The organism is Mammaliicoccus sp. P-M59 (assembly GCF_022386135.1).
Classification (GTDB): Bacteria; Bacillota; Bacilli; order Staphylococcales; family Staphylococcaceae; genus Mammaliicoccus; species Mammaliicoccus sciuri_A.
In genome coordinates, this window is sequence record NZ_JAJNJJ010000006.1 from 164,903 (window position 1) to 188,969 (window position 24,067).

Consider the following 24,067-nt stretch of genomic DNA (forward strand, 5'->3'; position numbering starts at 1 on the left):
ATAGGAGCGAATTAATTATGGCAGAAGTAAACATTTACGACAAAGCGAATGAACTAGAACAAACTTTACGTGCAAGTGAAGAATATAACAAAATTAAAGAACAATATGAAAAAGTTAATGCAAACCCAGAAACAAAAAAATTATTCGATGAATTCCGTGAAATTCAATTAGAATTACAAACTAAACAAATGCAAGGCGAAGAAATTTCAGAAGTAGATATTGCTAGAGCTCAAAAATCTGCACAAGAAATTGAACAAAACGAAACAATCGCTGAATTAATGCAAGCTGAACAAGCAATGAGTCAATTAATTCAAGATTTAAACCGTGTTATAATGAAACCATTAGAAGATATCTACGGTAGCCTTGAAGAAAACCAAGGTTAATTAACTTTTATGAGTCGACAAAGTCATTCGATTTTGTCGGCTTTTTTTGTGGAAATTTTTATGACGGATTATATAGAGTGGGGAATGTTTATAAGTGGAGGTGTTATTAGCAGTTTTGATGAGAAGTGCAAATAGTGGAGGTGTTATTAGCAGTTTTGATGAGAAGTGCAAATAGTGGGGGCGTTATTAGCAGTTTTGGCGAGAGGTGCAAATACTGAGTACGTTATTAGCAGTTTTGGTAAGAAGTGCAAATAAAGAGTGCGTTAGTAACACTTTAGCTGAGATTTGTAATTATGGCGGTCTATAGTAACATTTCGTCCGAGTTTTGTAATTAAGGGGGTCTATAGTAACACTTCGGTAGAGTTTTGTAATTAAGGAGGTCCATAGCAACACTTCGGCAGAGTTTTGTAATTAAGAGACCCGTTATGAACAAGTTTGGACGAAAGTGTTCATAAGGCCCCCGTTATGAACAAGTTTAGCTAGAAGTGTTCACAAGAGCCTCGTTATAAACAAGTTTAGCCGAAAGTGTTCACAAGGCCCCCGTTATAAACAAGTTTAGCCGAAAGTGTTCACAAGCCCCTCGTTATAAACAAGTTTAGCCAGAAGTGTTCATAACGCATCCTTTGTAATCTCCCGAATTAACAATTCATATGTCGCTTTTTTGTTGTTTAATCTTATATGTGCGATGTATCGTATACGCGCGGAATATGGTAAAATTAAAGCATTAAAAATCTTTATAAATCTGATTATTCTATTGGTTGAGCTTGAATATAATAATTAAGAAATGAGCTAATATTGAAAGAGGTTAGGTATATGATTAAATTTATACATTGTGCGGATTTACACCTTGATAGTCCATTTAAGTCTAGACATTATTTAAGCCCTTCTATTTTAAGCGATGTAAAACAAAGCGCATATAATAGTTTTAGAAAAATTGTTGATGACGCAATTAAAGAGCAAGTTGACTTCATCGTCATTGCAGGGGATTTATTTGATCAAAATAATAGAACTTTGCGTGCAGAAGTGTTTTTAAGAGAGCAATTTCTTAGATTACAAGATGAACAAATTTTTGTTTATATAATACATGGTAACCACGATCCTTTATCAGTCGGTGTCCACACAGTTTGGCCAGAGAATGTAACAGTCTTCTCTGATAAAGTTTCTACTTATCAACTTATTACGAAAAATGGACAAGTTGTTTATTTACATGGTTTTAGTTATCAAAAAGATCAAAGTTATGAGAATAAAATTGATGAATATCCTGAATCTACAGGTAACAAAGGGATACATATTGGTGTGTTACATGGTACATACTCACAAGCTTCAGGTGTGAAGCAAAGATATACTGAATTCAATATTGAAGATTTAAATAGCAAATTATATCATTACTGGGCATTGGGGCATATTCACGAAAGAGCAATGATTAGTGAGTTATCTCAAGTCCATTATCCTGGTAATATACAAGCCCGTCATTTTAAAGAAAAAGGTGAAAAGGGTTATTTACTCGTTGAAGGTGATGAATCTAAATTACAAGCATCATTCAAACCAACTCAATATATAAGGTTTGAAAAAGCAGTCATTGAAACTCAAGCTAAAGGTAAGCATGCATTATACGAAGCGATACAAAAATTCAAAGATAGTGTGAGAACTGAAGGTAAGGCTTTTTATCAATTAGATGTTTATGTTAAGCATGATGAAATTTTAAAACAAGATGAAATTAACCAAGTTATACAATTGATTCAAGAGTATGAAGAGAATCAAACGAACTTTATCTTCGTTGAACAGTTGAATGTATTCTTTGATCAAGATTCTGAAGTTGCATTAGCGAATGAGTTCAATGATGATATTTTACAAGATGAGAACATTCTTGAAGAAGCACTCAGTGATTTGTACATGAATCCAAAAGCAAATCGATTTTTAGAACCATTTAGTGATGTTGATAAACAAGCACTTATTGAACGTGGGGAAGCAATTTTAAAAAGAAGAATGAGAGGTTAAAGCGATGAAAATTAAATCTTTAGAAATTTATGGCTATGGCCAACTCATGTCTAGAAAATTAAAATTTGATCAAAGTTTTATGCAAATATACGGTGAGAATGAAGCAGGGAAATCAACAATACAAGCGTTTATTCATTCTATATTATTTGGCTTTCCAACTAAAAAAGAAAATGAACCAAGATTAGAACCAAGACTTGGGAACCAATACGGCGGTAAGTTAGTGTTAGACTTCGATGGTCAAATTGTTGAAGTAGAAAGAGTTAAAGGTCGCGTAACAGGTGACGTTAAAGTATATCTTTCTAATGGTAAAGTTAAAGATGAAGAATGGCTGAAACAAAAGTTGAATTTCATTAATAAACGAACTTATCAAGGTATTTTCTCTTTTAATGTATTAGGATTACAAGATATTCATAAGAACTTAACTGAAGACCAACTTCAAATGTATTTACTTCAAGCAGGTGCACTAGGTTCAACTGAGTTCACTGGTATGAGCGATTTAATGCAAGTTGAAAAAGATGCATTATATAAGAAGAATGGTAAAAATCCAGTGCTAAATGTTCAATTAGAGCAGTTGAATGATTTAGAAATTAAGATTAAAAACGAAGAAAAGAAACTTTCAGAATATGAAAGACTTCAAGATGAACGCGATAAAACATCTCGAAGATTAAATCAATTAAAAGAAAATCTCGGCAAACTAACTGATAGGTTAACGAGTAAAGAAAAAGAAATTTCACTACATAACGAAGTGGTTGAATGGAAGAAGTTAGAAAGCAATTTAAATATAGAACCATATGAATTCCCTGAACAAGGGATAGAGCGCTACGAATCAGCTGTACGTTCAAATGAAAGTATTAAACGTGATTTAACGTTAAGAAATGAAAAGCTTGGACAAGTCGTACATACTTTAGAAAATGTTAAAGTTATGTCTGAACGAGATGAAAAAGCGCTCAATAGTATTAGACAAAGAGAATCAGATATTAAAGAGAAACATCAAGAATTAAAACAATTAAACCAGCAAATCGATAATGCTGAACGTGATAATGAATTACTTAGACAAGATATCGGTTGGAATGAAGAATTTTTAGATGTTGATACGTCAGACGCGATGAAGACACATATAGCTGAAGTCAATCGCATAAGAGAAGAAAACGTTGCAGAACGCGAACAAATAAAACGTTCGCTCAACCAATTATCAATTGAACAAGAGCGTTATACTAACAATGTGGATAAATTGCATAATGATCTCGTATCTGATGAAAACTATGAACAAAAGAAAGTATATAATCAAAAAGCGCTAGAGCTCGGCGAAAAGAAATCACTATACAAAAAAATGGAAGAAAGCTTTAATAAGCAAAAAGAAGAAAGCGAAAAGAGAAGTAAGCAATATAGACTTGCTTCTGGCATTGGTGGCATATTATTAATCGCAATTGCCATTTATGCGTTTATCGCATCACAAATTGTATTTAGTGCTATATTTGCTGTTGTAGGTGTCGTATTAGTTGGATTAGCCTTTATGATTAAATCTAAAGAGTTAAATCATGATCAAGCATTTTCTAAGGAAATAGATGAATTAGAAGAAAAAGTTCAACACTTAAAGCAATTTTATGATTTAGACTTTAATCTTGATGAACAAACGAAAATTAGACAAGAATTAGAAAGTTATTATCAGTCTCAAGAGATTTTATCTACTAAGCAAAGTGAATTGAATAAAGAACTTGAACAAGTAGAAGAAATTATTGAGACTAAAGAAAGAGCACTTAAAGAAACTAAAGTAAGTTTACATGTATCTAATCAAATATCATCACAATTATTAAATGATGCATTGTCGACAATTAGAAAAATTAAACAAAATAGATTAGAAATTACACGCATTACTAAAATAAGAGATGAGAAACAAGCAGCTTTAGAAGCATTTTATAGAGAAGCGGATAGCATTGTGAGTCATGCTGGATTACATTATCAAGAGATTTCACTATTTCATGATGTCAAACAAGCTTTAGACGAACATCAAAAAGAATTTAATATTCAATCACGCAACAACGACCAACAAGCATTATTAACAAATGAAATAAATGCATTAAATGAACGTTTAGAAGAAAATAATAATGTGATTCAATCATTATTTGACTTTATTAGTGTAGATAATGAAGAAGCGTATTATCGTCATCATAAAGCCTATGTGTCTTATCATGAGGATTTAAAACGATTTAATTATTTAACAGATTTATTGAACAATCAAAATTACGATTACGATAAAAATACACAACTAAGTTATATGACAAAAACAGACCTAGAAAATGAACGTACTCAGTTAGAAGGTCAAGTTGATGAATATAATGATCGTTATTTAAATGTACAAGCAGAATTAAGTGATTTGAATGCTCAAATCAATCATATGGAAACAGATGAAACACTTTCAGCTTTAAGACATGAATACCATTTACTTAAAGATAAAGTGAATGAAACTGCAAATGATTGGGCTGCATTAAGTTATTTACAAAACTTAGTCGAAGCACATATTAAACAAATTAAAGATAAGCGACTACCTTATGTTGTGAAAGATGCTACAGATATCTTAAAAGCTTTAACAGAAGGTAGATATAATCAAGTTATTTATGAAGAACAAAATGTTCAAGTTAGACATGAAAATGGACAAATATTCCATCCTACTGAATTAAGTCAATCAACGAAAGAATTATTATATATCGCGTTAAGATTTAGTTTAATTAAATCATTACAAAAATATTATCCATTCCCAATTATCGTTGATGATGCATTTGTGCATTTTGATAAACATCGTAAAGAAATTATGATTAAATATTTAATGAGTATGAAAGATGATATTCAAATACTTTATTTCACTTGTAATAAAGATCAAAATGTACCTCAGAAACAAACAATTACGCTGACAAAAATAGAAGGAGCTAAGAGCAAATGAGAACTATAGAGACATTGAAACCAGGAGACTCAGTAGATCATTACTTTTTGATTCATCGAGCAACTCAAGGTGTTACAGCTCAAGGTAAACCATATATGACACTTTATCTTAAAGATAAAAGTGGTGATATAGAAGCAAAAGTATGGACGGTAACAAATGAAGATATTCAACTACTCGTACCTGAAACGATTATTCGTGTGAAAGGTGACGTAATTGATTATCGTGGAAGAAAGCAAATGAAAGTTAATCAATTTAGAGTGGCTGTAGATGAAGATAATGTGAAATTAGAAAACTTTTTAGAAGCGGCACCATTATCAATCGACGATATGTCAGAAGAAATTATGACGTATATACTTGATATTGAAAATGCTAAATTACAAAGAATTACACGTATATTACTTAAAAAATATCAAAAAGAGTATTTTACATTCCCAGCAGCTAGTTCACATCATCATAATTTTGTTTCTGGCTTAAGCTATCATGTTGTAACAATGTTAAGACAAGCAAAGGCATTGTGTGATATTTATCCTATATTAAATAGAAGTTTATTATATAGTGGTATTATCTTACATGACTTAGGTAAAGTTAAAGAATTGTCAGGGCCAGTCGCAACATCATACACAGTTGAAGGAAACTTATTAGGCCATATTTCAATCGTTAGTGATGAAATTGCACAAGTTGCAAAAGAGCACAATATAGAAGGGGAAGAAGTCCTCTTATTGAGACATTTAGTTTTAAGCCACCACGGTAAATTAGAGTATGGTTCACCAAAATTACCTATGGTTAAAGAAGCAGAAATTCTTCATTTTATTGATAATATTGATGCGAGAATGATGATGTTTGAAAAACATCTTAAAAAAGTAGATAAAGGTCAATTTACAGAGCGCATATTTGCTTTAGAAAATAGACAGTTTTATAAACCTGAAACTTTAGATTAATCAAAAAAAGCTATGAAGTAACGTTTAACGTTTCTTCATAGCTTTTTAATTTTAGTATATTATTTCCCTAATTCTTGTGTTATCTTTACCCCATATTGCTTTACCTGAGTCATTAGCTCATCCAAGTTGTTAAGCTTATCTTCAGTTTTCACTCCTGCAATTGCAAGAACAGCTATTATATCTCCCCATTTATTTTCAATTGGAACCGCTATACTTATTGCACCTTCAATAGGATCATCTATTCCAATTGATATTTTATTTTCCTTTACCTCTTTAATATGTTTTATATATTCCTTCTGATCCATTATTGATTTAGAGGCATATTGTTGTAATGGATATTTTTCTATCCATTTAGAGATATTATCTAAATCATTTTCTTTTGACAAAAAAACTTTACCAAAATTCCCGTATGTTATAGGGTATTTTTCTCCAGCTTTTGCATACACACGTAATTGTCCATAACCTTCAACTGTTTCAATCACTAAAATATTCTCATGATCAATAACAGCTAACTGTACTGTTTCTTTCGTAGCATCAGCAAGCTTTTTCATATGTTCTAATGCGATATTTCTTAAATCATTCTGTAGAGATAAATGAGTACTTAACTCTAGGATTTTATATCCTAATGTATATTTCTCTGTAGACGAGTCTTTCCGTACTAATCCTCTTATCTCTAGTGTTTTTAAAATTCTATGTAATGTACTTTTGGTTATTCCCAAATCTTCACCTAAACTTCTAATTGACTTATTATTTTCACGGGATAAAATTTCTAAAATATCAACTGCTTTTTCAATTGAAGAAATTGTGTTTTTCTCAGTCATTTATACACCTCTATTATGTCATAAGTATTAATGATAATTATACATAAAAAAGTATTCAATTGTATATTTTCTGAAAAGTTTGATTATTAATCTTGAAATCCAATCTACATTTATGTAATATAATAAAAAAACGGGACATTGTCCCGTAAAAAAGGAGAATTTATATGAGTAAAGTTATGATTTTCGGTCTGGGAGAAGTAGGTACACATATTCTTCATTTTCTTGTGAGAGATCCAAAGTGTCCAGAACTCGTTTTTTGTGATTTCAATAAAGAAATATCGGAGAAAAAAATTAACAATGCTTTAATTGGAGCTGCAATTACAAGGAATTATCCTAAAATTACATTTGAACAAGCAGATTTAACCGACATTAATCATACTGCAAAATTAATATCAGAATATAAACCAGATGTTGTTATTAACTGTGCAGTACTTCAAACTTGGCATGTAATTAGACAACTTCCTGAAAAGGAATACCAAAGAATTAGTTCAGCTACTTTAGGTGCATGGCTTCCATGTCAACTTAGTTTGGCTTATCATTTAATGCTTGGTATCGAACAATCTGGTCAAAAACCACATGTCATTAATACAGCTTTATCATGTTTAACAAACCCTGTACTTGCTAAAGTAGGTTTGGCTCCAACTATAGGAATTGGTAATGTAGAATTAATTGAATCTGCTGTACGTTTGAATATTTCTAGAAAGCTTGGAGTATCAATGGATATTGTTAAAGTTTATCTCATTGCTCATCATTTATGGTGGGTATATCCACGTGAAGCAGGTTATGAAAAAGGACCGTATTATTTGAAAATACTTGTGAATGATGTGGAGGTGACTGATCAGTTTGATACAGATGAACTATTATATGATTCAATAAAGCTGTACCCTCCAGGGACAGAATTTACAACTACATCAGCTATTTCTACTATCAAGAATATGTATGCATTACTAAGTCCAACACCTATTTTTACACATTCACCATCACCAAAAGGATTACCTGGTGGCTATCCAATACTTTTAAGTAACAAAGGAGCTGAACTTGCCTTACCAGAGGGAATTACTGAACTAGAAGCTATTAAGATAAATGAAGAATCTTCTAAAATGGATGGTATTGAACGAATTGAAGATGATGGAACAGTAATTTTTGCAGATTATGCACATGAAATTTTAAAAGATATGATAGGTTTTGACAGAAAATCATTCAAACCTGAAGAAAGTCATGAAGTGGCATTAGAGATGATGGATAAATATAAACAATATTTTAATAGGATGAAAAAGGAAGGTAAACTAGAGTAGGTTATTAAGGTAATAATATTTATATGTTAAGCACTTGAATTGATTAATCAAAAAAAGCTATGAAGTAACGTTTAACGTTTCTTCATAGCTTTTTAATTTTAGCTTGCTGATGATTGTTGTGCTGCTTGCATTTGTTGTTGTTGTAATGCTTTTTCGTTTAAGATATTATCTTCGATTGCTTTTTTAATATCTTTATCTTTGTAGTCAACTTTGTATTCGTCTAATAATTTTTTGTAAGCATTGATGATGATCTTAGGTTCTTTTTGGATTTTTAGTTGACGATATTGTTCTTTAAGGCTAGCTTTTTCTTTCTTAGATGGTTCGCCTTTATCTGCTTTTATAATATGGTAACCATATTGAGATTTAACAACATCTGAAATTTCGTCATCTTTTTTAAGTTTGAATAAAGCTTTTTCAAATGACTCATCCATTTGACCTTTCAATACAAATCCTAAAGCACCGCCTTTAGATTTAGTACCTTCATCTTGAGATTCTTTCTTAGCGATTTTTTCAAAGTCATCTGGGTTTTTCTTAATTTGAGCTAGTAATTTTTCAGCTTTTTTCTTAGCTGCTTTATCACTTAAACCTTCATCAGAATCATCTGATTTAACTTTGATTAAGATATGTGAAGCCTTTTTAGTATTTTCATCGATTTCTTTGTCAGAAACTTTTACGGCATCGTTGATAAATTCTTCTTGATATTTAGAAGTTTTTTGAGATTCTTTAAAGTCTTTTATAGTAGCACCTGGTTTTTCTTGTTGTAGTGCTTCTTCAAATTTCTTCTTACCACCGTATTGCTCGATTTGTTTATCAACTTGTTCGTCTAATTTCTTCGTATCAACTTTGTCTTCGTATTTATCTTTTAAGACTTTGTTAAGTACAATTTGAAATGCATTTTGTGCGACTTCGTTACTACCCATTTTGTCTAGTACGTCTTGTGAAGTTACGTTTCCGGCTTTAGTTTCTACTAAAGTTTCTCCAGAATTATCTGAACCATTACCACAAGCGCCTAAAGTTAATACTGATGCTGAAAGTGTTACTGGTAACACTATTTTTTTAATTGATTTCATAAATAGAACTCCTTTTGTAAGAATACAATGATAAATATAGCATATTTGCTATTTTAATTACAAAAAATAACCTATAAATGTTCGGCATCCAGTGAACGTTTTGTTAACAATTCGATACCATTTTTTCTTTCTTCAATATAAGTACCTTTTTTTGTAAATAAAATAATCTTCAAATAAAGTAAATCGATAATCGATATGCCAATATTGATAGACATTATAAATAGAATGTAATGCCCATATTGTGGAATTATATTTACGAGTGCAATAGATAGGGTAGTTATCGTAACGAGCGGACAAATAAGTGCAAAACAAAATACAATCTTATTAACTGGTTGATCTACTCTAATATTATATAAAGGTAAAGCACGTTTAGCTTTAGTCGTTTTGTTCATTTTAAATGACTTACGATAATACATTAATACAATCAAATGCAACAATTTATGAATTGGATAAATTAAGCAAAGGACGAATAAGAATAGTATAAACTTATCGTCCTTTAATGGTTCTGTTTGTATATAATTGAATATTTCGTAAGTGACGATAAATGTTAAGAATGAAACTAAAGCACTAATTAATACAATTCTCTGCAATCCATAACGAGACTGTATATTAATTGATTTAGAACACAAAAACATGATTAATGTCACCTTCTAAGATATGATTTATCTTGATATTATGCATCATCCTCAGACTGTTCGTCAAGTAGATATTTTCTTAATTGCTCATGGTTTTGTTCAATGTGATGAATAAAGTCGCTACCATAGATTTGACCAACGATATATTTCACATCTGTAAATTCTGGCATATTGTACATGACTTTCTCATAATCTGCAGCAATTTCATATAATCTGTTCGTATCATTTGAATAGTTTAAATATGTCTTTCTTAGTACTGCAAGACCTTTATCCGTTAATTCTAAATAAGTTGTACGCTTATCGTGCTGACTTTTAGGCATTGTTAAATAGCCACGTTTTTCTAAATTTTTAGCGAAATTGAAAACAGTAGATACGTGCATAACGCCATATTTACTCACTTCAGAAATTGTAGCTTCATTTAAGCTTCTAATAATAATTAAAATATGATGTTCGTTAATATTTAAGTCGAAAGGCTTAATCCATTGCTGCCAATCTTTCTCGATTGTCTTCCATAAAGCTTTAGATAACTGTGAAACCTTATGAGTAAATAACATTTTTTCAATCATGTCCAATTCATTCGACATAGTTAAATCCCCCTTTGTTTGTATAATAAAAGCATGATACTAATGTATCATGCTTAGTTATAACACTTTAATAATATAATAATTTTAACACGTTTTCTATTTTTTTAGAAATGGAAGCTTAGTATTTTGTATTTCTTTTTGAATTTCATTGCCACGATTGCTAATATTTTCAATATTTTTCTGTATTTGTTCAATATTAGGGTTAATATCAGCTTTAAATTCATTAATCATCGTTTTAATTTCTTCACTTAATGATTGAATGGCGATTTGGCTTTCGTCTTTAGTCTTTAATACATAATCTTTTATTTCAATAGCATTGTCTTTAATTTCACTTAATTGAATTTTAGATCCGTCAGCAGTTGATTTTAAATCTGTCTTTAAAGCATCACCAGAACGGTCTGTATTTAAAATGGCTGTTGTAAAACCTGTAACAAATCCTACACCAACGCCAATTGCGAGTCTTGAAAATTTCATAATTATCCTCCTTGATTTCTCTTACTTAAATATATACCCTGAATTTTTATAAACATGCAGTGTATTAAAAATGCTGTTGAATTGTTTGTGCGATTTCTGCTTTTTTCTCATCATCTAATTGTTCTTCATTTGTATTCCAAATATAACCGAAGCCATCAATATCATCTTTATATCTAGGGATTAAGTGGAAGTGGATATGGAATACAGATTGTGAAGCATACTCACCATTATTTTGAATAATATTTAAACCATCAGGATTGAATGCTTTCTTGATGGCATTCGCAACGATTGGTAAAGCTTCAGCTATATGTTTCATTGTTTCTGGGTCTGTTTCATAAATATTTGGTGAAGCTTTCTTTGGAATAAGTAATGTGTGTCCTTTACTTACTTGAGAAATATCTAAGAATGCATATACATAATCATTTTCGTAAACTTTGAATGACGGGATTTCACCGTCGATAATTTTGCTGAATATTGTTTCTGACATACTATCATCTCCTATGTAAATATTAGTTTTATTATATCATGCTCGTAATATCATCTCACTGATTAAGATAATATTTAATGAATGTAACATTGAGAACATGCTACAATATATTTTGGAGGTGTGTTCACGTGACAATAAAAGTGAATAATTTAACAGGTGGATACGGTAAAAAAGCTGTTATCCATGATATCTCATTTGAATGTAAACCAAGCGAAGTCGTAGGACTTATTGGATTAAATGGTGCAGGGAAAAGTACAACAATTAAACATATACTTGGCTTATTAACACCACAACAAGGTGAGATGTCCATTAATAATATAGATATTAAAGCAGATATAGAATCTTATAGAAGAAATCTTACATATATACCAGAAAGTCCAGTTTTATATGATGAATTAACTTTAGAAGAACATATTTACATGACTGCAATGGCATATGGTATTGATAAAGATACAGCACTTGAAAAAGCAATGCCGTTATTGAAAAGACTAAGACTTGAAAAAGAATTAAAAGTCTTTCCGATACATTTTTCAAAAGGTATGAAACAAAAAGTTATGATTGTTTGTGCATTCTTAGTTGAACCGACGCAATATATCATAGATGAACCATTCTTAGGGTTAGATCCATTAGGTATACAAACAATGTTAGATTTAATAGTAGAAAGACGTAATCAAGGCTCTTCAGTATTAATGTCTACACATATACTTGCAACTGCTGAAAGGTATTGCGACCGATTTATTATATTACATCAAGGTCGTTTAGTAGCGATGGGCAATTTAGAAGAACTGAGAGAAAAAACTGGACTTACTAATGCAACACTAGATGATATTTATATACATTTAACACAAGGTGAAGCGTATGAATGATGTAAATATTTTATATAAGGTTAGACAAAGAGAAGAAGTATTAGAGAAAATGAATTACAATAAATTCATCTTTAATGGTCATTTCTTAATATTTTTAACCATTATGATTGGCGCATTTGCGTTAGGATATAGTAATTGGTTAAAGGACATTCCACAAAATATTAACTATCGTTTAATCTTTTCGGTTATATTATCTATTTGTTCGATATTTCCGATGAGGACTTTCTTTAGAGAAGCGGATAAATTATATTTATTACCATTTGAGAAACACTTAACACTATATATTAGAAAAGCTCTAACATATAGTTATTTTAATCGACTATATTTACCAGTCGTGATATTAGTGATCGGTTTACCATTATTCTATCAATTAATGGGTGGTAAATTTTATTTATATATTACGGTAATGGTTTTGAGTTTCATCTTTCCAATTCTAGGACTGATGATGAAATGGTTCTGGTTAAAATATGGTTTAGAAATATGGGGAATTAATGTATTACTCTTTATCGTATATGCGAGTGGATATTACACAACTTTAAAAGTAGGGGCTTTATCAGGTCTATTATCTATTGTCGTATTGATTGCTTTAATTATTTTATTAGAAAATATCAATAGAGGTACTTTTTATCAGTGGGAAACATTAATCGCTATCGAACATAATCATAAGTTGAATTATTATAAATTCGTTAATATGTTTACAGATGTAAAAGTATTAAATGAACGAACAGTTCGCAGAAGATATTTAGATGTCTTCTTAAAAGTTCCGAGTCCTAAGAAATTTAATCAAAATTATATGTATAAATTCTTATTTGTAAGAAGTTTTGCAAGAGGGAAAGATGCATTCTTTATCGTATTAAGATTATTGATTATCGGACTTGTATTAATTTGGTGGATTGATCAGCCAGTTATATCAGCCATATTAGGTGCTTTAATCATGTACTTGTTGATATTACAATTATCTCAATTTTATAAACAACAGGCATACGGATTGTGGCCACAAGTATGGCCGGTTAGTGAAGGACAAGTTGTTAAAGGCTATCATCAATTTTTAATTAATATCATGATTGTCTTAGGTATTATTTTATCAATCATATATATCTTGAAATTTGTTACAGCGATTTATTTCGTTATATTATTCTTCATTGTTGGTTGGTTAACAATAGATTCTTCCATTAAGAAAATTAAAAAACATCAAGAGCTACTTAGAGATTAATAACAATAAAAAAGAAGAAATGACTCAGTGAGAATCATTTCTTCTTTTTTATTTTATAATTATGCTTCTTCGTTTTCTGTTTCTTCATCTTCTTCAGGTCTATACCAATACTTTGTATAATTTGCTGTTGAATATTGTTCAGCACCAGAGAATTTACGAGTAGCCTCTCTTGAGAAATATTCCGCATAGAAAGATGATTTTGTGAAATCTTCATATAATTCATTTGAATCGAAACCTACTAATATCATATAAGTATCGCCTTTTCGAGGTTTAAGTAATCTAAATGATTCGAACCCTTCGAAATTATCAAATTGACTGTCGATATCTACATAATGATTTTCGAATCGATGTTGCATTTCATCAGATACAGGAATGTAGCTTGCTGCTATAAATTCATGATTGATAAAAACACCTTTTGATTCTAATATTCGATATTCTCTTGGTTGTGCAAATACTGTATCACCATTTGTTTCATGAATAAGTACTGTCGTATCTTGTCTCGTATAATGATGAATATCTTCATCTGGATGTTTCTTCATTATACTATGCAGAAAATGATACGTACCTGTTGTTATATAACATTTCATAATGATATACCTCCTATATCTCTTTAATTAGATTATAAACATGTAAGCGCTAAAATCAACCAATTCATGAAATCTTTTGTATAATTTATGAATTTTTGTACACATAGATGTGTTTATAATAGAATATGTTAAAATAGATTGTAATGATTATAATGAGGTGAAATAAATGAGTGTACCGTTTAACGATACAATTTTAAAAGCAGCAAAGGGAGAAAAAACAACTCATACACCAGCTTGGTTTATGAGGCAAGCAGGTAGATCACAGCCTGAATATAGAAAAATTAAAGAAAAGTATTCATTATTTGAAATTACACATCAACCAGAACTTTGTGCATATGTTACAAAATTACCAGTAGACCAATATAATACTGATGCTGCAATTTTATATAAAGATATTATGACACCTTTAACTGGAATTGGTGTAGATGTAGAAATTAAATCTGGAATAGGTCCTGTTATACATAACCCTATTAAAGACATTTCTGATATTAATCGATTAGGTCAAATAAATCCTGAAGAAGACGTGAAATATGTCTTAGATACGATTAAACTTTTAACAGAAGAACAGCTAAACGTACCATTAATAGGATTTACTGGCGCACCGTTCACGCTAGCGAGCTATATGATTGAAGGTGGACCATCTAAAAATTATAATAAGACTAAAGCGTTTATGTATAAACAGCCAGAAGCTTGGTTTAAATTAATGGATACATTAGCTGATATGGCAATTCGCTATACACATGCTCAAATTGATGCTGGATGTAAGATGATTCAAGTATTCGATTCATGGGTAGGTGCGTTAAATGCTGAAGATTATCATTATTTCATTAGACCATCTATGAATAAAATTTTTGCAGCAATTAAAGAAAAAAACGTACCTGTTACAACATTTGGTGTTGGAGCTAGCCATTTAATAGAAGAATGGAATCAATTACCAGTTGATGTAATTGGGTTAGATTGGCGCTTACAAATCAAAGAAGCAAGGGAAAAAGGTATTACTAAGACGTTACAAGGAAACTTAGATCCAGCTATTTTACTAGCACCATGGGAAGTTATTGAACAAAGACTCGTTCAAATATTGGATCAAGGTTTAGTAGACCATAATTATATCTTTAATCTTGGACATGGTGTCTTTCCAGAAGTGCAACCTGATACATTAAGAAGAGTTGCTAAGTTTGTGCATGATTATTCAGCAAAATATAAATCACAACAAAGATAGGTTATTAAACAGCTTAATTTTATTAAAGGGAGTATAGAAGATGAATAAAAAAGTGGGACTTTTAGTTATGGCATATGGTACACCTTATAAAGAAAGTGACATTGTACCTTATTATACACACATTAGACATGGTCGTAAGCCATCTGATGAACAAATTGAAGACTTAAAAGGGCGTTATAAAGCGATTGGTGGTATTTCACCATTAGCAGGTACAACAGAGAAACAAGCCGAAAGTTTACTTGGCGCATTAAATGAAGCATATGAAGATGTTGAATTTAAATTGTACATTGGTTTAAAACATATTCATCCATTTATTGAAGATGCAGTTGAACAAATGCATAATGATGGTATTGAAGAAGCGGTTACGATTGTATTAGCACCTCATTATTCTAATTTCTCAGTGGGAAGTTATAATAAACGTGCTCAAGAAGAAGCAGATAAATACGGCATTTCAATGCATCACGTTGAGCAATTCTACAATGAACCAGCATTTATTTCTTACTGGACAAACATGATTGATGAAACATTACAAACGATTCCAGAAGAAAGTCATGATGAAACAGTATTAATCGTTTCTGCACATAGTTTGCCTGAAAAAATTAAAAAAGCAAACGACCCATATCCTGATCAATTAGAAGAAACTGCTAAAATTTTAAGTGAAGAATCTAACATTAAACATGTATCAGTAGGTTGGCAATCAGAAGGTCAAACTGGAGAACCTTGGTTAGGACCAGATGTTCAAGATTTAACGAGAGACTTATATAATGAACATGGCTATAAACACTTTATTTATACACCAGTAGGATTTGTATGTGAACATTTAGAAGTATTGTATGATAATGACTATGAATGTAAAGTTGTTTGTGATGAATTAGGTGTGAAATATCACAGACCACCAATGCCAAATATTGATCCTAAATTTATAGAAGCAATGGTATCAGCAATTAAGAAAAAATTCTAATTCGATATTCGAATAAGAAAGAAGTGTTAAGTATGTCAAAACGAATTGCAATAATAGGGGCAGGGATAACTGGGTTATCTGCTGCCCATTATTTAAGAAGAGATTATCCAAATGCAGAAATTGATGTATATGAACAATCAGACAGAGTAGGCGGCAAAATCAAAACTTATCGTAAAGATGGTTATACAATTGAACTAGGGCCAGAATCTTACTTAGGTAGAAAGAAAATTATGACAGAATTAGCTGAAGAAATTGGGATTGCTGATGATTTAGTAACAAATAAAACAGGGCAATCATATATTTACAGCCATAATAAGTTATATCCAATACCAGGCGGTTCGATTATGGGTATACCGACAGAAATCAAACCATTTCTTAAGACACAATTGATTTCACCAGCAGCTAAATTAAGAGCAGGTTTAGATTATTTCTTACCTGTTAAACCGATGCATACAGATATATCAATCGGTCATTTCTTTAGACAAAGATTAGGTGATGAAGTATTAGAAAACTTAATCGAACCTTTAATGGCAGGTATATATGGTGCAAATATCGATAAATTAAGCTTAAAAACAACATTTCCTCATTTTAAAGAACAAGAAGAAAAAGAGGGCGGCTTAATAAAAGGTATGATAGCTCAAAAAGCTAAAAATAATGCCGATAAAAAAGTAACAGTCAAACCAAAAGGTCAATTTAAACAATTTAGACATGGCCTTGAATCATTTATTCAAACTTTACGTGATAGTCTTGAAGATAAAGGCGTTCAAATACATTTAAACGCTCCAGTTCAAAATTTAGTAGAAAAAGATAATAAAACAATTTTGACGATAAACAATGAAGAACATGAATATGATGGTGTAATCGTTACAATACCACACCAACATTTCGTTAAATGGTTTGAAGATGACCTTAAATTAGATTACTTTAACTATATGCCTTCAACAAGTGTGGCAACAGTCGTTATGGCATTTGATAAAGACCAAGTCGTGAATGATAAAGATGGAACTGGATTTGTAATTGCAAGAACAAGTGATACAGCCATCACAGCTTGTACATGGACAAACAAAAAATGGCCACATACAACACCAGAAGGAAAAGTCTTATTAAGAGCATATGTAGGTAAACCAGGCTCAAATATTATACATCATAAAGACGAAGAACAATTGAAACAAGTCGCTTTAAATGATTTGAATAAAATCATGACGATCAAAGGAGAACCAGAATTCTTTATCGTAACGAAATTACCACACAGTATGCCTCAATATGAAGTCGGTCATATCGATCGTATTCGAGATATACAAGAACATATCGATCAAAATTATCATAACCTAATCATAACAGGCGCGTCGTTTGATGCAGTCGGATTACCAGACTGTGTACAAATGGCTAAGAACGCTAGTGACAAGATGATAGAGTATTTGAAGTAGATTGTAGAAAGTGCGCGGAAGTGCTAGGAAGCGTATGGAAAAGTGTGGAAGCAGGACAGAAATTCTAATGTAACATTAGAATTTCTGTTTTTTTGTTGGAGGGGGAGGCTGAATATTGCTAGTGGGGTGTGACAAGCAATGTTGGAGGACTGAATGTTGCTAGTGGGTTGTGACAAGCAATGTTGAGAGGCTGAATATTGCAAGTGGGGTGTGACAAGCAATGTTGAGAGGCTGAATATTGCAAGTGAGGCGTGACAAGCAATGTTGAGAGGCTGAATGTTGCAAGTGGAGGGTGACAAGCAATGTTGGGAGGCTGAATGTTGCTAGTGGGGTTTGACAAGCAATGTTGGGAGGCTGAATATTGCAAGTGGAGGGTGACAAGCAATGTTGGAGGACTGAATATTGCAAGTGGAGGATGACAAGCAATGTTGAGAGGCTGAATATTGCAAGTGGAGGATGACAAGCAATGTTGAGAGGCTGAATGTTGCAAGACTGAGCAAACAAGCAACATAGAGCTGTCTATAAAACTTAATGCTTACTTTATTAAAAACGTGGAATTTTAATTCATCTTTTTCACAATGACTTCGAAAAAACTACTTTATGATAATTTTTTTCTATATAAGTCATGAATAAATGACACTTTAGAAGATAAAAAAGAGGGGGTTTTGAATGATTATTTCTCCCTTTAGTGACAATTGTCACATAGATGTTAAAAGTTCAAATTTTTTATTAAGAAAAGTAAAGAAATAGCATTGACGTTCTTTATATTTCTATATATACTTAAGTAGTTCTCAATTAGAGGCCCCTTGGTCAAGTGGTTAAGACACCGCCCTTTCACGGCGGTAACACGGGTTCGAATCCCGTAGGGGTCACCATTTTCAATAAAAATTTATTAAAATTTTATTGACATAATATTAATGAATGTGTTATATTAATAAGGTAGCCAAATTACTTATTATTAGCGCGGGATGGAGCAGTTCGGTAGCTCGTCGGGCTCATAACCCGAAGGTCGGTGGTTCAAATCCGCCTCCCGCAATACTTTTTAATGATGGTCCCGTGGTGTAGCGGTTAACATGCCTGCCTGTCACGCAGGAGATCGCGGGTTCGATTCCCGTCGGGACCGCCATTTATATTTTGGCTCAGTAGCTCAGTCGGTAGAGCAAAGGACTGAAAATCCTTGTGTCGGCGGTTCGATTCCGTCCTGAGCCATACTTTTTTAAACAAGTATGGCGATTGTGGCGAAGTGGTTAACGCATCGGATTGTGGTTCCGACATTCGTGGGTTCGATTCCCATCAGTCGCCCCATATATATTATTTACTTAAGCGGGTGTAGTTTAGTGGTAAAACCTCAGCCTTCCAAGCTGATGTTGTCGGTTCGATTCCGATCACCCGCTCCATTATTATTCCACAGTAGCTCAGTGGTAGAGCTATCGGCTGTTAACCGATCGGTCGTAGGTTCGAGTCCTACCTGTGGAGCCATAAGGCCCCTTGGTCAAGCGGTTAAGACACCGCCCTTTCACGGCGGTAACACGGGTTCGAATCCCGTAGGGGTCATATAATCAGAGGTGAAATATCGCTTCTGATTTTTTTGTTTGTGGAGAGTTGTCCGAGTTGGCCGAAGGAGCACGCCTGGAAAGTGTGTAGGCGCCACAAGCGTCTCGAGGGTTCGAATCCCTCACTCTCCGTTTGTACCTTAATAATCAACTAATCCAAGACGTTGATATTGCTAGAAACCCCATGATAGTGGGGTTTCTTTTTTTATGGACTTTTTTAAAAGAGTATTAATTAAATTTTGACGCCAACCTAATGCCAACGAGCATGTTAATTTGGTGTTTTTAACGCTAACGTCGACGCCAACATAAATTACATTCCATGACTAGGGAGAGAAGGGGATTACTATATTATAAATAAGAGTTTGTTAATTTTAACATTCTATATTGTGCCCGATTTGATTTTGTTGTAATATATACTTAATTAAACTAGAGAGTGGGAGTATATAAGGGGGTGCTTTTATTAATAGTGAATATATTACAAGATCAGAATTTCATCAGCATGTAATAAATATGAATAATAGATTCGATGAAATCAATGATAAAATTTCTTTAACTAAAGACGTTTTATCAGGAGAAATAAAAAATGCTGTTTCCGAGTTAAAAAATGAAATAAGCGATAATAAAGTTACATCAAAACGTTTCTGGATAGGTATTAGTATACCAACTATTTTAAGTCTCTTATCATTGATTATCACTATACTAGTAGCATTACTATTTTAACTTAAACTTACCTTGCAGCTAAAATATTATATTATAACTGAGATAGGAGTGATTTTAATGGCAGATGTAAAAGATGTTGCTAATTACCTTATATACTCATATGAACTTAAAACTGGTACTAAGTTTGAAAATAACGAATTGAAACTGCAAAAGTTAATTTATTTTGCACAAAGAGAGTCTTTAGCTTTAACGGGCGAGGTTCTATTTAATGATAGAATTGAAGGGTGGAAATTTGGTCCGGTTATACCTAAATTAAGGTGTTATTTAGATGAAATGTATGAACCAAGCGATACTGATAAATTAAATGATACTGAAAAATATGTAATTAATAATGTTATCTCTCAATATGGCATGTATTCTGGTTGGTATCTAAGAGAACTATCCCATCATGAAAAATGTTGGAAAAAAAGTAGAATTAACTTGAACAATAATGAGATAGGGAATAGAGAAATAACACCAGAGGATATAATCGAAGATGCTAAAAACATTAGGTTGTACGATCATGTTTATGACATGTACATAGATGAATTTGAAGATTTAAATGAGGAGGAAGTTCATCTTGGATTTAGTTAATACTCCTCGTGATTTAATTAATAAAATAGTATATGCAAGTTTTCCATATTTTAATTTAAAAACAAATAAAAAAGGCTATAAATTACGGCCAGTATTAATCATTGGTGCTGAAAAAGATTGCTTTGAATGTGATTTAACGATGTTACCAATATCTACTGTTTCTAATAAAGTGAATTTACATCCTATTTATGATGTAAATATTGGATTGCTTGAATGTCCAAGTCTTCATAGCATCTATAAAGAAGTTTGCTATGTTAGAACACACAAACAATCCACTGTTTATTCTAAAGATATTGTTACTTCAAAAAAATTTGATGACTTATCAATAACTTATCAGGCGAAACTTGAAGAAATTAAATTTAAAGTATCGGAATTCAATAAGACTTTATTTTAACTCCAAAACGCTTTTTATATACTACTACTGTTATAATCACTGTCTACTCATCAATAGTAATAGTAAGTTCCCTGTTGCTCTACAATCATTAATTGCGTTATGTGATTCGCCATCGTCTAAATTGAAATGTTCTTTTAATGTTTGCAATTTATGATTAGGTGTTTCTCTGATTAGTTTTCTTGAAAAAGTGAGCGTGTCAATAACTCTCAATTTCTCATATTCTATATCATTGATTTGAAGTTGGTAGAGTAAGAACTTCATATCGAATGGTGCATTATGTACGACTATCGTTCTTCTTCTAATGATATTATATAATTCCTCTAATTTATCCTTTCCTAAACTAGGTTTATCTTCTAAAAACTCATTTGTTATACCTGTTATTTTTTCTATTCTTTTACTTATTGGTTTACTTGGTTTGAAGTATTCATTATATTCATTAATGATTTTTCCATCTTCATATTCAATAATCCCACACTGAATAATTTCGTTTTCGTTATATTTTAAACCTGTTGTTTCGAAATCTAGAACGATAAAGGAATCTGTTAATTTTCGTACTTTTGTATAACTTAAATCCATCGAATTATTTGAACGATTATAAGTACTTCTTGGCGCACGATAGGGTGATGTATAAGATTTTTGATTATGCATATTATCAAGTAATGTGCGATTCTCTTCGTTTAATTTAATGATTTCATTTCTTAATTTAAAATTTTCTTTAAACAGTTGTTCATTTTTATGTTGAAGTGCTTTTATATCATCATTGTTAAAATGATTAATCTCTTTTTCTAGATTTAAAGTTTTGTAAAATACTTGAATTGCTTGAACTGGATCACTCGATGTAAAAGAAAAAGTTAACATTCGATTTTCGCCATAATCTAAAATTAATTTATTTGAAATAAAGTTTTCTATTGTATCTAAAGAAACAACCTCTGACCATGGGATTTGAAAAGTTAAATTCGCTTTATGCTGCACTAATATAATTTCTTGTATAGTAACAAATATAGAACCTATTATATACTCTTTATCAATCTTAGTTGATGTTTCAGATTCAAGTAAGACCTCAACTTCAGGGAATTTAGATTGAAACAACATTTTATCCATTTTTTTAGCTTCCAATTTTATTTCACCCTTTCTATTTATATAACACTATTGAACAGGAGTATTTATAAAAATCATGTCAGTTTTCTTTCTTTTTAATACTAAAAATTAATAAAACAAGTGGAACACTAAATAATATAGGCATTATAAATATAAGTGGCAAAGTCATAAGAGCCATGTATAAAAATGTGCTGTCTAACGTATATTTGGACATGTGTATCATTCCTTTGAAATTGAACTTTTTTATTTTTCATGATAAATTTTTTTGTAAAATTGATTATGTATGACTTATATATATGAAGAACTAATGATTTAAAACCTCAAATCATCAATGAAATAATACTCTTTTTTGTCTTTAAATAAATAATTTTGTAAAGGGACTAAAATATCTTCGCTGATAATATAATTTTGAATTTCATTAAAGTTGACCCATTTTAATTCTACAATTTCATTGTCAGGATCATTAATAGATATTTCACCGTTGAAATTTAAACACTTAAAATAAGTTACTAAACAATGAGCGTTATCAATAGGTATGTTATTTTCAGCTATATATGCTAGTTCGTATTGATTTAACGTTAATCCTGTTTCTTCAAATACTTCTCTAATCAAAGCTTCATACAAAAACTCACCTTGCTCAACTACGCCTCCAGGTAAACTCCATAAATATTCATTATTATATTCGTTTTTAACTAATAAAATAGCATTTTCTTTAATTAAAATAGCATTTATGACTCTATAGAAATTTGTCAAATTTATCACTCCTTTAATGTTAAATATATTATAATAGAGTTGTTAAAGTATGATAATTCAATGTGATAGATAACAGATAAATTCGCTAAGATCATACGTAATATAAGATTTGGAGTTGATCACATTGTCAAATATTACAAAAATTAGGATCAGAACGATTTTGAACTATATCACTGGTATAGCATTACTTGGTTTAACGTTTTATTTACTATTTTTATTGTAACCTTGTTACGAAATATGAGCAAAACAAAGGCTAGGACTTTTTACATAAGTCCTAGCCTTTGATTTTTCTAAAATAAAAGATTTTCACATTATTTTGCTTAAATGACTTATAATATAGCTATTAGAATTTGTTAATTATATAAGGAGTTGCTTATTTTATGAGAATAAATGTTTTACAACATACGCCAAATGAAGGTGTTGGATCAATAGGTGATTGGGCTAAAGAAAGAGGACATGATTTGTATATTTATCATCCGTATTTTTATAATGGTGTATTACCTTCTGCTGAAGAAACTGATTTACTAATTATTTTGGGTGGTCCAATGAGTCCGAATGATACAGATGATTGGATTTTTAAAGAAAGAGAGTTAATAAGAGAGTTATTGAAAGCTAACAAACCAATGTTTGGAGCTTGCTATGGTGCCCAACAAATAACAAAAGCAATAGGTTATACAGTGGGTAAATCACCAGTAAAAGAAGTGGGCTGGGATAAAGTTTATCTTGAAAGTGATACTATACCGGATCTACCGAAAGAATTAATGGCATTACATTGGCATGAAGAAACATTCCAAATTCCTAAAAATGCAGAATTGCTATTTTCAAGTGAGTACTTAACAAACCAAGGATTCTTATTGAAAGATAATGTTATTGGCTTACAATTTCATTTTGAACCTGGACCTTTTGATGTTAAAGAAATTGTTACGAATGACTTTTCTTATGCAGTAGATTCTGTATTGAATCAAACACCTCAAGAAATAATTGACTATGAAGTACCTAAAGAAAATAAAGATATTATGTTTAAATTATTAGATTTTATAACAAAAAGTAAATAATATATTTATTAATATCAAATCAAAA

The 24,067-nt window shown here is 31.1% G+C and carries 23 protein-coding genes and 9 tRNA genes; 23 read left to right on the forward strand and 9 right to left on the reverse strand.

From position 1 onward, the window contains the following. Window positions 1–17: 17 nt before the first annotated feature. The 4 genes from LQ617_RS10845 (at window position 18) to yhaM (ending at window position 6,257) form a co-directional block, all read left to right on the forward strand. Window positions 18–383: a YlbF/YmcA family competence regulator gene (locus LQ617_RS10845; RefSeq protein WP_025904811.1), complete on the forward strand. Its 366-nt coding sequence runs from the start codon at window positions 18–20 to the stop codon at window positions 381–383. Window positions 384–1,196: 813 nt separating this feature from the next. After that, entirely contained in the window at window positions 1,197–2,381 is a 1,185-nt protein-coding gene (locus LQ617_RS10850) for a metallophosphoesterase family protein (protein ID WP_025904812.1), read from the forward strand. A 4-nt stretch (window positions 2,382–2,385) separates the two neighbouring features. Further along, entirely contained in the window at window positions 2,386–5,319 is a 2,934-nt protein-coding gene (locus LQ617_RS10855; protein WP_239740407.1) for an ATP-binding protein, read from the forward strand. Beyond that, window positions 5,316–6,257: a 3'-5' exoribonuclease YhaM gene (yhaM, locus tag LQ617_RS10860; RefSeq protein WP_025904814.1), complete on the forward strand. Its 942-nt coding sequence runs from the start codon at window positions 5,316–5,318 to the stop codon at window positions 6,255–6,257. The genes LQ617_RS10855 and yhaM overlap by 4 nt, the downstream gene beginning before the upstream one ends. Before the next feature lie 59 nt (window positions 6,258–6,316). Here the strand turns inward: yhaM and LQ617_RS10865 are convergent, their stop codons facing one another. Further along, window positions 6,317–7,078, reverse strand: a complete 762-nt coding sequence (locus LQ617_RS10865; protein WP_204189191.1) for an IclR family transcriptional regulator — start codon at window positions 7,076–7,078, stop codon at window positions 6,317–6,319. 164 nt (window positions 7,079–7,242) lie between these two features. Between LQ617_RS10865 and LQ617_RS10870 the strand changes: the two genes are divergently transcribed. After that, entirely contained in the window at window positions 7,243–8,373 is a 1,131-nt protein-coding gene (locus LQ617_RS10870) for a saccharopine dehydrogenase NADP-binding domain-containing protein (protein WP_204253323.1), read from the forward strand. Between the two features lie 98 nt (window positions 8,374–8,471). On the opposite strand, the gene LQ617_RS10875 is transcribed toward LQ617_RS10870, so the two are convergent. The 5 genes from LQ617_RS10875 to LQ617_RS10895 form a co-directional block, all read right to left on the reverse strand. Then, on the reverse strand, window positions 8,472–9,443 hold the full coding sequence (locus LQ617_RS10875) for a peptidylprolyl isomerase (protein WP_037589717.1): 972 nt from the start codon (window positions 9,441–9,443) through the stop codon (window positions 8,472–8,474). Window positions 9,444–9,514: 71 nt separating this feature from the next. Further along, window positions 9,515–10,078, reverse strand: coding sequence for a DUF3267 domain-containing protein (locus tag LQ617_RS10880; RefSeq protein ID WP_025904816.1), 564 nt, complete (start codon window positions 10,076–10,078; stop codon window positions 9,515–9,517). Between the two features lie 38 nt (window positions 10,079–10,116). Further along, window positions 10,117–10,662, reverse strand: coding sequence for an HTH-type transcriptional regulator Hpr (locus tag LQ617_RS10885; protein ID WP_025904817.1), 546 nt, complete (start codon window positions 10,660–10,662; stop codon window positions 10,117–10,119). A gap of 96 nt (window positions 10,663–10,758) precedes the next feature. Then, window positions 10,759–11,136, reverse strand: coding sequence for a YtxH domain-containing protein (locus LQ617_RS10890; protein ID WP_126477945.1), 378 nt, complete (start codon window positions 11,134–11,136; stop codon window positions 10,759–10,761). 64 nt (window positions 11,137–11,200) lie between these two features. Continuing rightward, window positions 11,201–11,623: an HIT family protein gene (locus LQ617_RS10895; protein WP_239740408.1), complete on the reverse strand. Its 423-nt coding sequence runs from the start codon at window positions 11,621–11,623 to the stop codon at window positions 11,201–11,203. Window positions 11,624–11,751: 128 nt separating this feature from the next. Here LQ617_RS10895 and LQ617_RS10900 point away from each other — a divergent pair, with 128 nt between their 5' ends. Continuing rightward, entirely contained in the window at window positions 11,752–12,489 is a 738-nt protein-coding gene (locus tag LQ617_RS10900) for an ABC transporter ATP-binding protein (RefSeq protein WP_239740409.1), read from the forward strand. Further along, window positions 12,482–13,702 (forward strand): ABC transporter permease EcsB, encoded by a 1,221-nt coding sequence (gene ecsB, locus LQ617_RS10905; protein ID WP_239740410.1) that lies wholly within the window; start codon window positions 12,482–12,484, stop codon window positions 13,700–13,702. Before LQ617_RS10900 ends, ecsB begins: the two co-directional genes overlap by 8 nt. 59 nt (window positions 13,703–13,761) lie before the next feature. On the opposite strand, the gene LQ617_RS10910 is transcribed toward ecsB, so the two are convergent. Continuing rightward, the gene (locus LQ617_RS10910) at window positions 13,762–14,289 is read right to left on the reverse strand and encodes an antibiotic biosynthesis monooxygenase family protein (RefSeq protein ID WP_025904822.1); all 528 of its coding nucleotides are present in this window, start codon (window positions 14,287–14,289) and stop codon (window positions 13,762–13,764) included. Window positions 14,290–14,455: 166 nt separating this feature from the next. On the opposite strand from LQ617_RS10910, the gene hemE reads away from it, so the two are divergent. The 15 genes from hemE (at window position 14,456) to LQ617_RS10985 (ending at window position 21,136) form a co-directional block, all read left to right on the forward strand. Continuing rightward, entirely contained in the window at window positions 14,456–15,508 is a 1,053-nt protein-coding gene (hemE, locus tag LQ617_RS10915) for a uroporphyrinogen decarboxylase (protein ID WP_239740411.1), read from the forward strand. A 40-nt stretch (window positions 15,509–15,548) separates the two neighbouring features. Further along, window positions 15,549–16,469, forward strand: a complete 921-nt coding sequence (gene hemH, locus LQ617_RS10920; RefSeq protein ID WP_025904824.1) for a ferrochelatase — start codon at window positions 15,549–15,551, stop codon at window positions 16,467–16,469. 32 nt (window positions 16,470–16,501) lie between these two features. Further along, a complete protein-coding gene (gene hemY, locus LQ617_RS10925; protein WP_239740412.1) occupies window positions 16,502–17,896 on the forward strand; it encodes a protoporphyrinogen oxidase in 1,395 nt (464 codons plus the stop codon). Between the two features lie 800 nt (window positions 17,897–18,696). Then, a tRNA-Glu gene (locus LQ617_RS10930) sits at window positions 18,697–18,771 on the forward strand. Window positions 18,772–18,858: 87 nt separating this feature from the next. After that, window positions 18,859–18,932: transfer RNA gene (locus tag LQ617_RS10935), tRNA-Met, on the forward strand. 14 nt (window positions 18,933–18,946) lie between these two features. Beyond that, window positions 18,947–19,022: transfer RNA gene (locus LQ617_RS10940), tRNA-Asp, on the forward strand. 10 nt (window positions 19,023–19,032) lie between these two features. Continuing rightward, window positions 19,033–19,105, forward strand: a tRNA-Phe gene (locus LQ617_RS10945). Window positions 19,106–19,125: 20 nt separating this feature from the next. Continuing rightward, window positions 19,126–19,201: transfer RNA gene (locus LQ617_RS10950), tRNA-His, on the forward strand. 18 nt (window positions 19,202–19,219) lie between these two features. Beyond that, window positions 19,220–19,293, forward strand: a tRNA-Gly gene (locus tag LQ617_RS10955). Window positions 19,294–19,300: 7 nt separating this feature from the next. Continuing rightward, a tRNA-Asn gene (locus tag LQ617_RS10960) sits at window positions 19,301–19,375 on the forward strand. Between the two features lie 3 nt (window positions 19,376–19,378). Next, window positions 19,379–19,450 (forward strand) — tRNA-Glu (locus LQ617_RS10965). A 42-nt stretch (window positions 19,451–19,492) separates the two neighbouring features. Further along, window positions 19,493–19,581: transfer RNA gene (locus LQ617_RS10970), tRNA-Ser, on the forward strand. A 378-nt stretch (window positions 19,582–19,959) separates the two neighbouring features. Beyond that, window positions 19,960–20,169: a hypothetical protein gene (locus tag LQ617_RS10975; RefSeq protein ID WP_239740413.1), complete on the forward strand. Its 210-nt coding sequence runs from the start codon at window positions 19,960–19,962 to the stop codon at window positions 20,167–20,169. A 57-nt stretch (window positions 20,170–20,226) separates the two neighbouring features. Then, window positions 20,227–20,742, forward strand: coding sequence for a Panacea domain-containing protein (locus LQ617_RS10980; RefSeq protein WP_239740414.1), 516 nt, complete (start codon window positions 20,227–20,229; stop codon window positions 20,740–20,742). Further along, window positions 20,729–21,136, forward strand: a complete 408-nt coding sequence (locus LQ617_RS10985) for a hypothetical protein (RefSeq protein ID WP_239740415.1) — start codon at window positions 20,729–20,731, stop codon at window positions 21,134–21,136. Before LQ617_RS10980 ends, LQ617_RS10985 begins: the two co-directional genes overlap by 14 nt. Before the next feature lie 36 nt (window positions 21,137–21,172). On the opposite strand, the gene LQ617_RS10990 is transcribed toward LQ617_RS10985, so the two are convergent. After that, window positions 21,173–22,252, reverse strand: coding sequence for a 3'-5' exonuclease (locus tag LQ617_RS10990; RefSeq protein WP_239740416.1), 1,080 nt, complete (start codon window positions 22,250–22,252; stop codon window positions 21,173–21,175). A gap of 294 nt (window positions 22,253–22,546) precedes the next feature. After that, window positions 22,547–22,987: an NUDIX domain-containing protein gene (locus tag LQ617_RS10995; protein WP_051575450.1), complete on the reverse strand. Its 441-nt coding sequence runs from the start codon at window positions 22,985–22,987 to the stop codon at window positions 22,547–22,549. A 380-nt stretch (window positions 22,988–23,367) separates the two neighbouring features. Here LQ617_RS10995 and LQ617_RS11000 point away from each other — a divergent pair, with 380 nt between their 5' ends. Further along, the gene (locus tag LQ617_RS11000) at window positions 23,368–24,042 is read left to right on the forward strand and encodes a type 1 glutamine amidotransferase (protein ID WP_239740417.1); all 675 of its coding nucleotides are present in this window, start codon (window positions 23,368–23,370) and stop codon (window positions 24,040–24,042) included. The last annotated feature ends 25 nt before the right edge of the window (window positions 24,043–24,067 follow it).

Excerpts from the sequence above, each read along its gene's own strand:
- LQ617_RS10875 (WP_037589717.1), bottom strand. The coding sequence starts at position 9,443 with ATGAAATCAATTAAAAAAATAGTGTTACCAGTAACACTTTCAGCATCA.
- LQ617_RS10895 (WP_239740408.1), bottom strand. The coding sequence starts at position 11,623 with ATGTCAGAAACAATATTCAGCAAAATTATCGACGGTGAAATCCCGTCA.
- LQ617_RS10980 (WP_239740414.1), top strand. The coding sequence starts at position 20,227 with ATGGCAGATGTAAAAGATGTTGCTAATTACCTTATATACTCATATGAA.
- LQ617_RS10850 (WP_025904812.1), top strand. The coding sequence starts at position 1,197 with ATGATTAAATTTATACATTGTGCGGATTTACACCTTGATAGTCCATTT.
- LQ617_RS10890 (WP_126477945.1), bottom strand. The coding sequence starts at position 11,136 with ATGAAATTTTCAAGACTCGCAATTGGCGTTGGTGTAGGATTTGTTACA.
- hemH (WP_025904824.1), top strand. The coding sequence starts at position 15,549 with ATGAATAAAAAAGTGGGACTTTTAGTTATGGCATATGGTACACCTTAT.
- LQ617_RS10855 (WP_239740407.1), top strand. The coding sequence starts at position 2,386 with ATGAAAATTAAATCTTTAGAAATTTATGGCTATGGCCAACTCATGTCT.
- LQ617_RS10865 (WP_204189191.1), bottom strand. The coding sequence starts at position 7,078 with ATGACTGAGAAAAACACAATTTCTTCAATTGAAAAAGCAGTTGATATT.
- yhaM (WP_025904814.1), top strand. The coding sequence starts at position 5,316 with ATGAGAACTATAGAGACATTGAAACCAGGAGACTCAGTAGATCATTAC.
- LQ617_RS10845 (WP_025904811.1), top strand. The coding sequence starts at position 18 with ATGGCAGAAGTAAACATTTACGACAAAGCGAATGAACTAGAACAAACT.
- LQ617_RS10975 (WP_239740413.1), top strand. The coding sequence starts at position 19,960 with ATGAATAATAGATTCGATGAAATCAATGATAAAATTTCTTTAACTAAA.
- LQ617_RS11000 (WP_239740417.1), top strand. The coding sequence starts at position 23,368 with ATGAGAATAAATGTTTTACAACATACGCCAAATGAAGGTGTTGGATCA.
- LQ617_RS10870 (WP_204253323.1), top strand. The coding sequence starts at position 7,243 with ATGAGTAAAGTTATGATTTTCGGTCTGGGAGAAGTAGGTACACATATT.
- LQ617_RS10885 (WP_025904817.1), bottom strand. The coding sequence starts at position 10,662 with ATGTCGAATGAATTGGACATGATTGAAAAAATGTTATTTACTCATAAG.
- ecsB (WP_239740410.1), top strand. The coding sequence starts at position 12,482 with ATGAATGATGTAAATATTTTATATAAGGTTAGACAAAGAGAAGAAGTA.
- LQ617_RS10880 (WP_025904816.1), bottom strand. The coding sequence starts at position 10,078 with ATGTTTTTGTGTTCTAAATCAATTAATATACAGTCTCGTTATGGATTG.
- hemE (WP_239740411.1), top strand. The coding sequence starts at position 14,456 with ATGAGTGTACCGTTTAACGATACAATTTTAAAAGCAGCAAAGGGAGAA.
- hemY (WP_239740412.1), top strand. The coding sequence starts at position 16,502 with ATGTCAAAACGAATTGCAATAATAGGGGCAGGGATAACTGGGTTATCT.
- LQ617_RS10910 (WP_025904822.1), bottom strand. The coding sequence starts at position 14,289 with ATGAAATGTTATATAACAACAGGTACGTATCATTTTCTGCATAGTATA.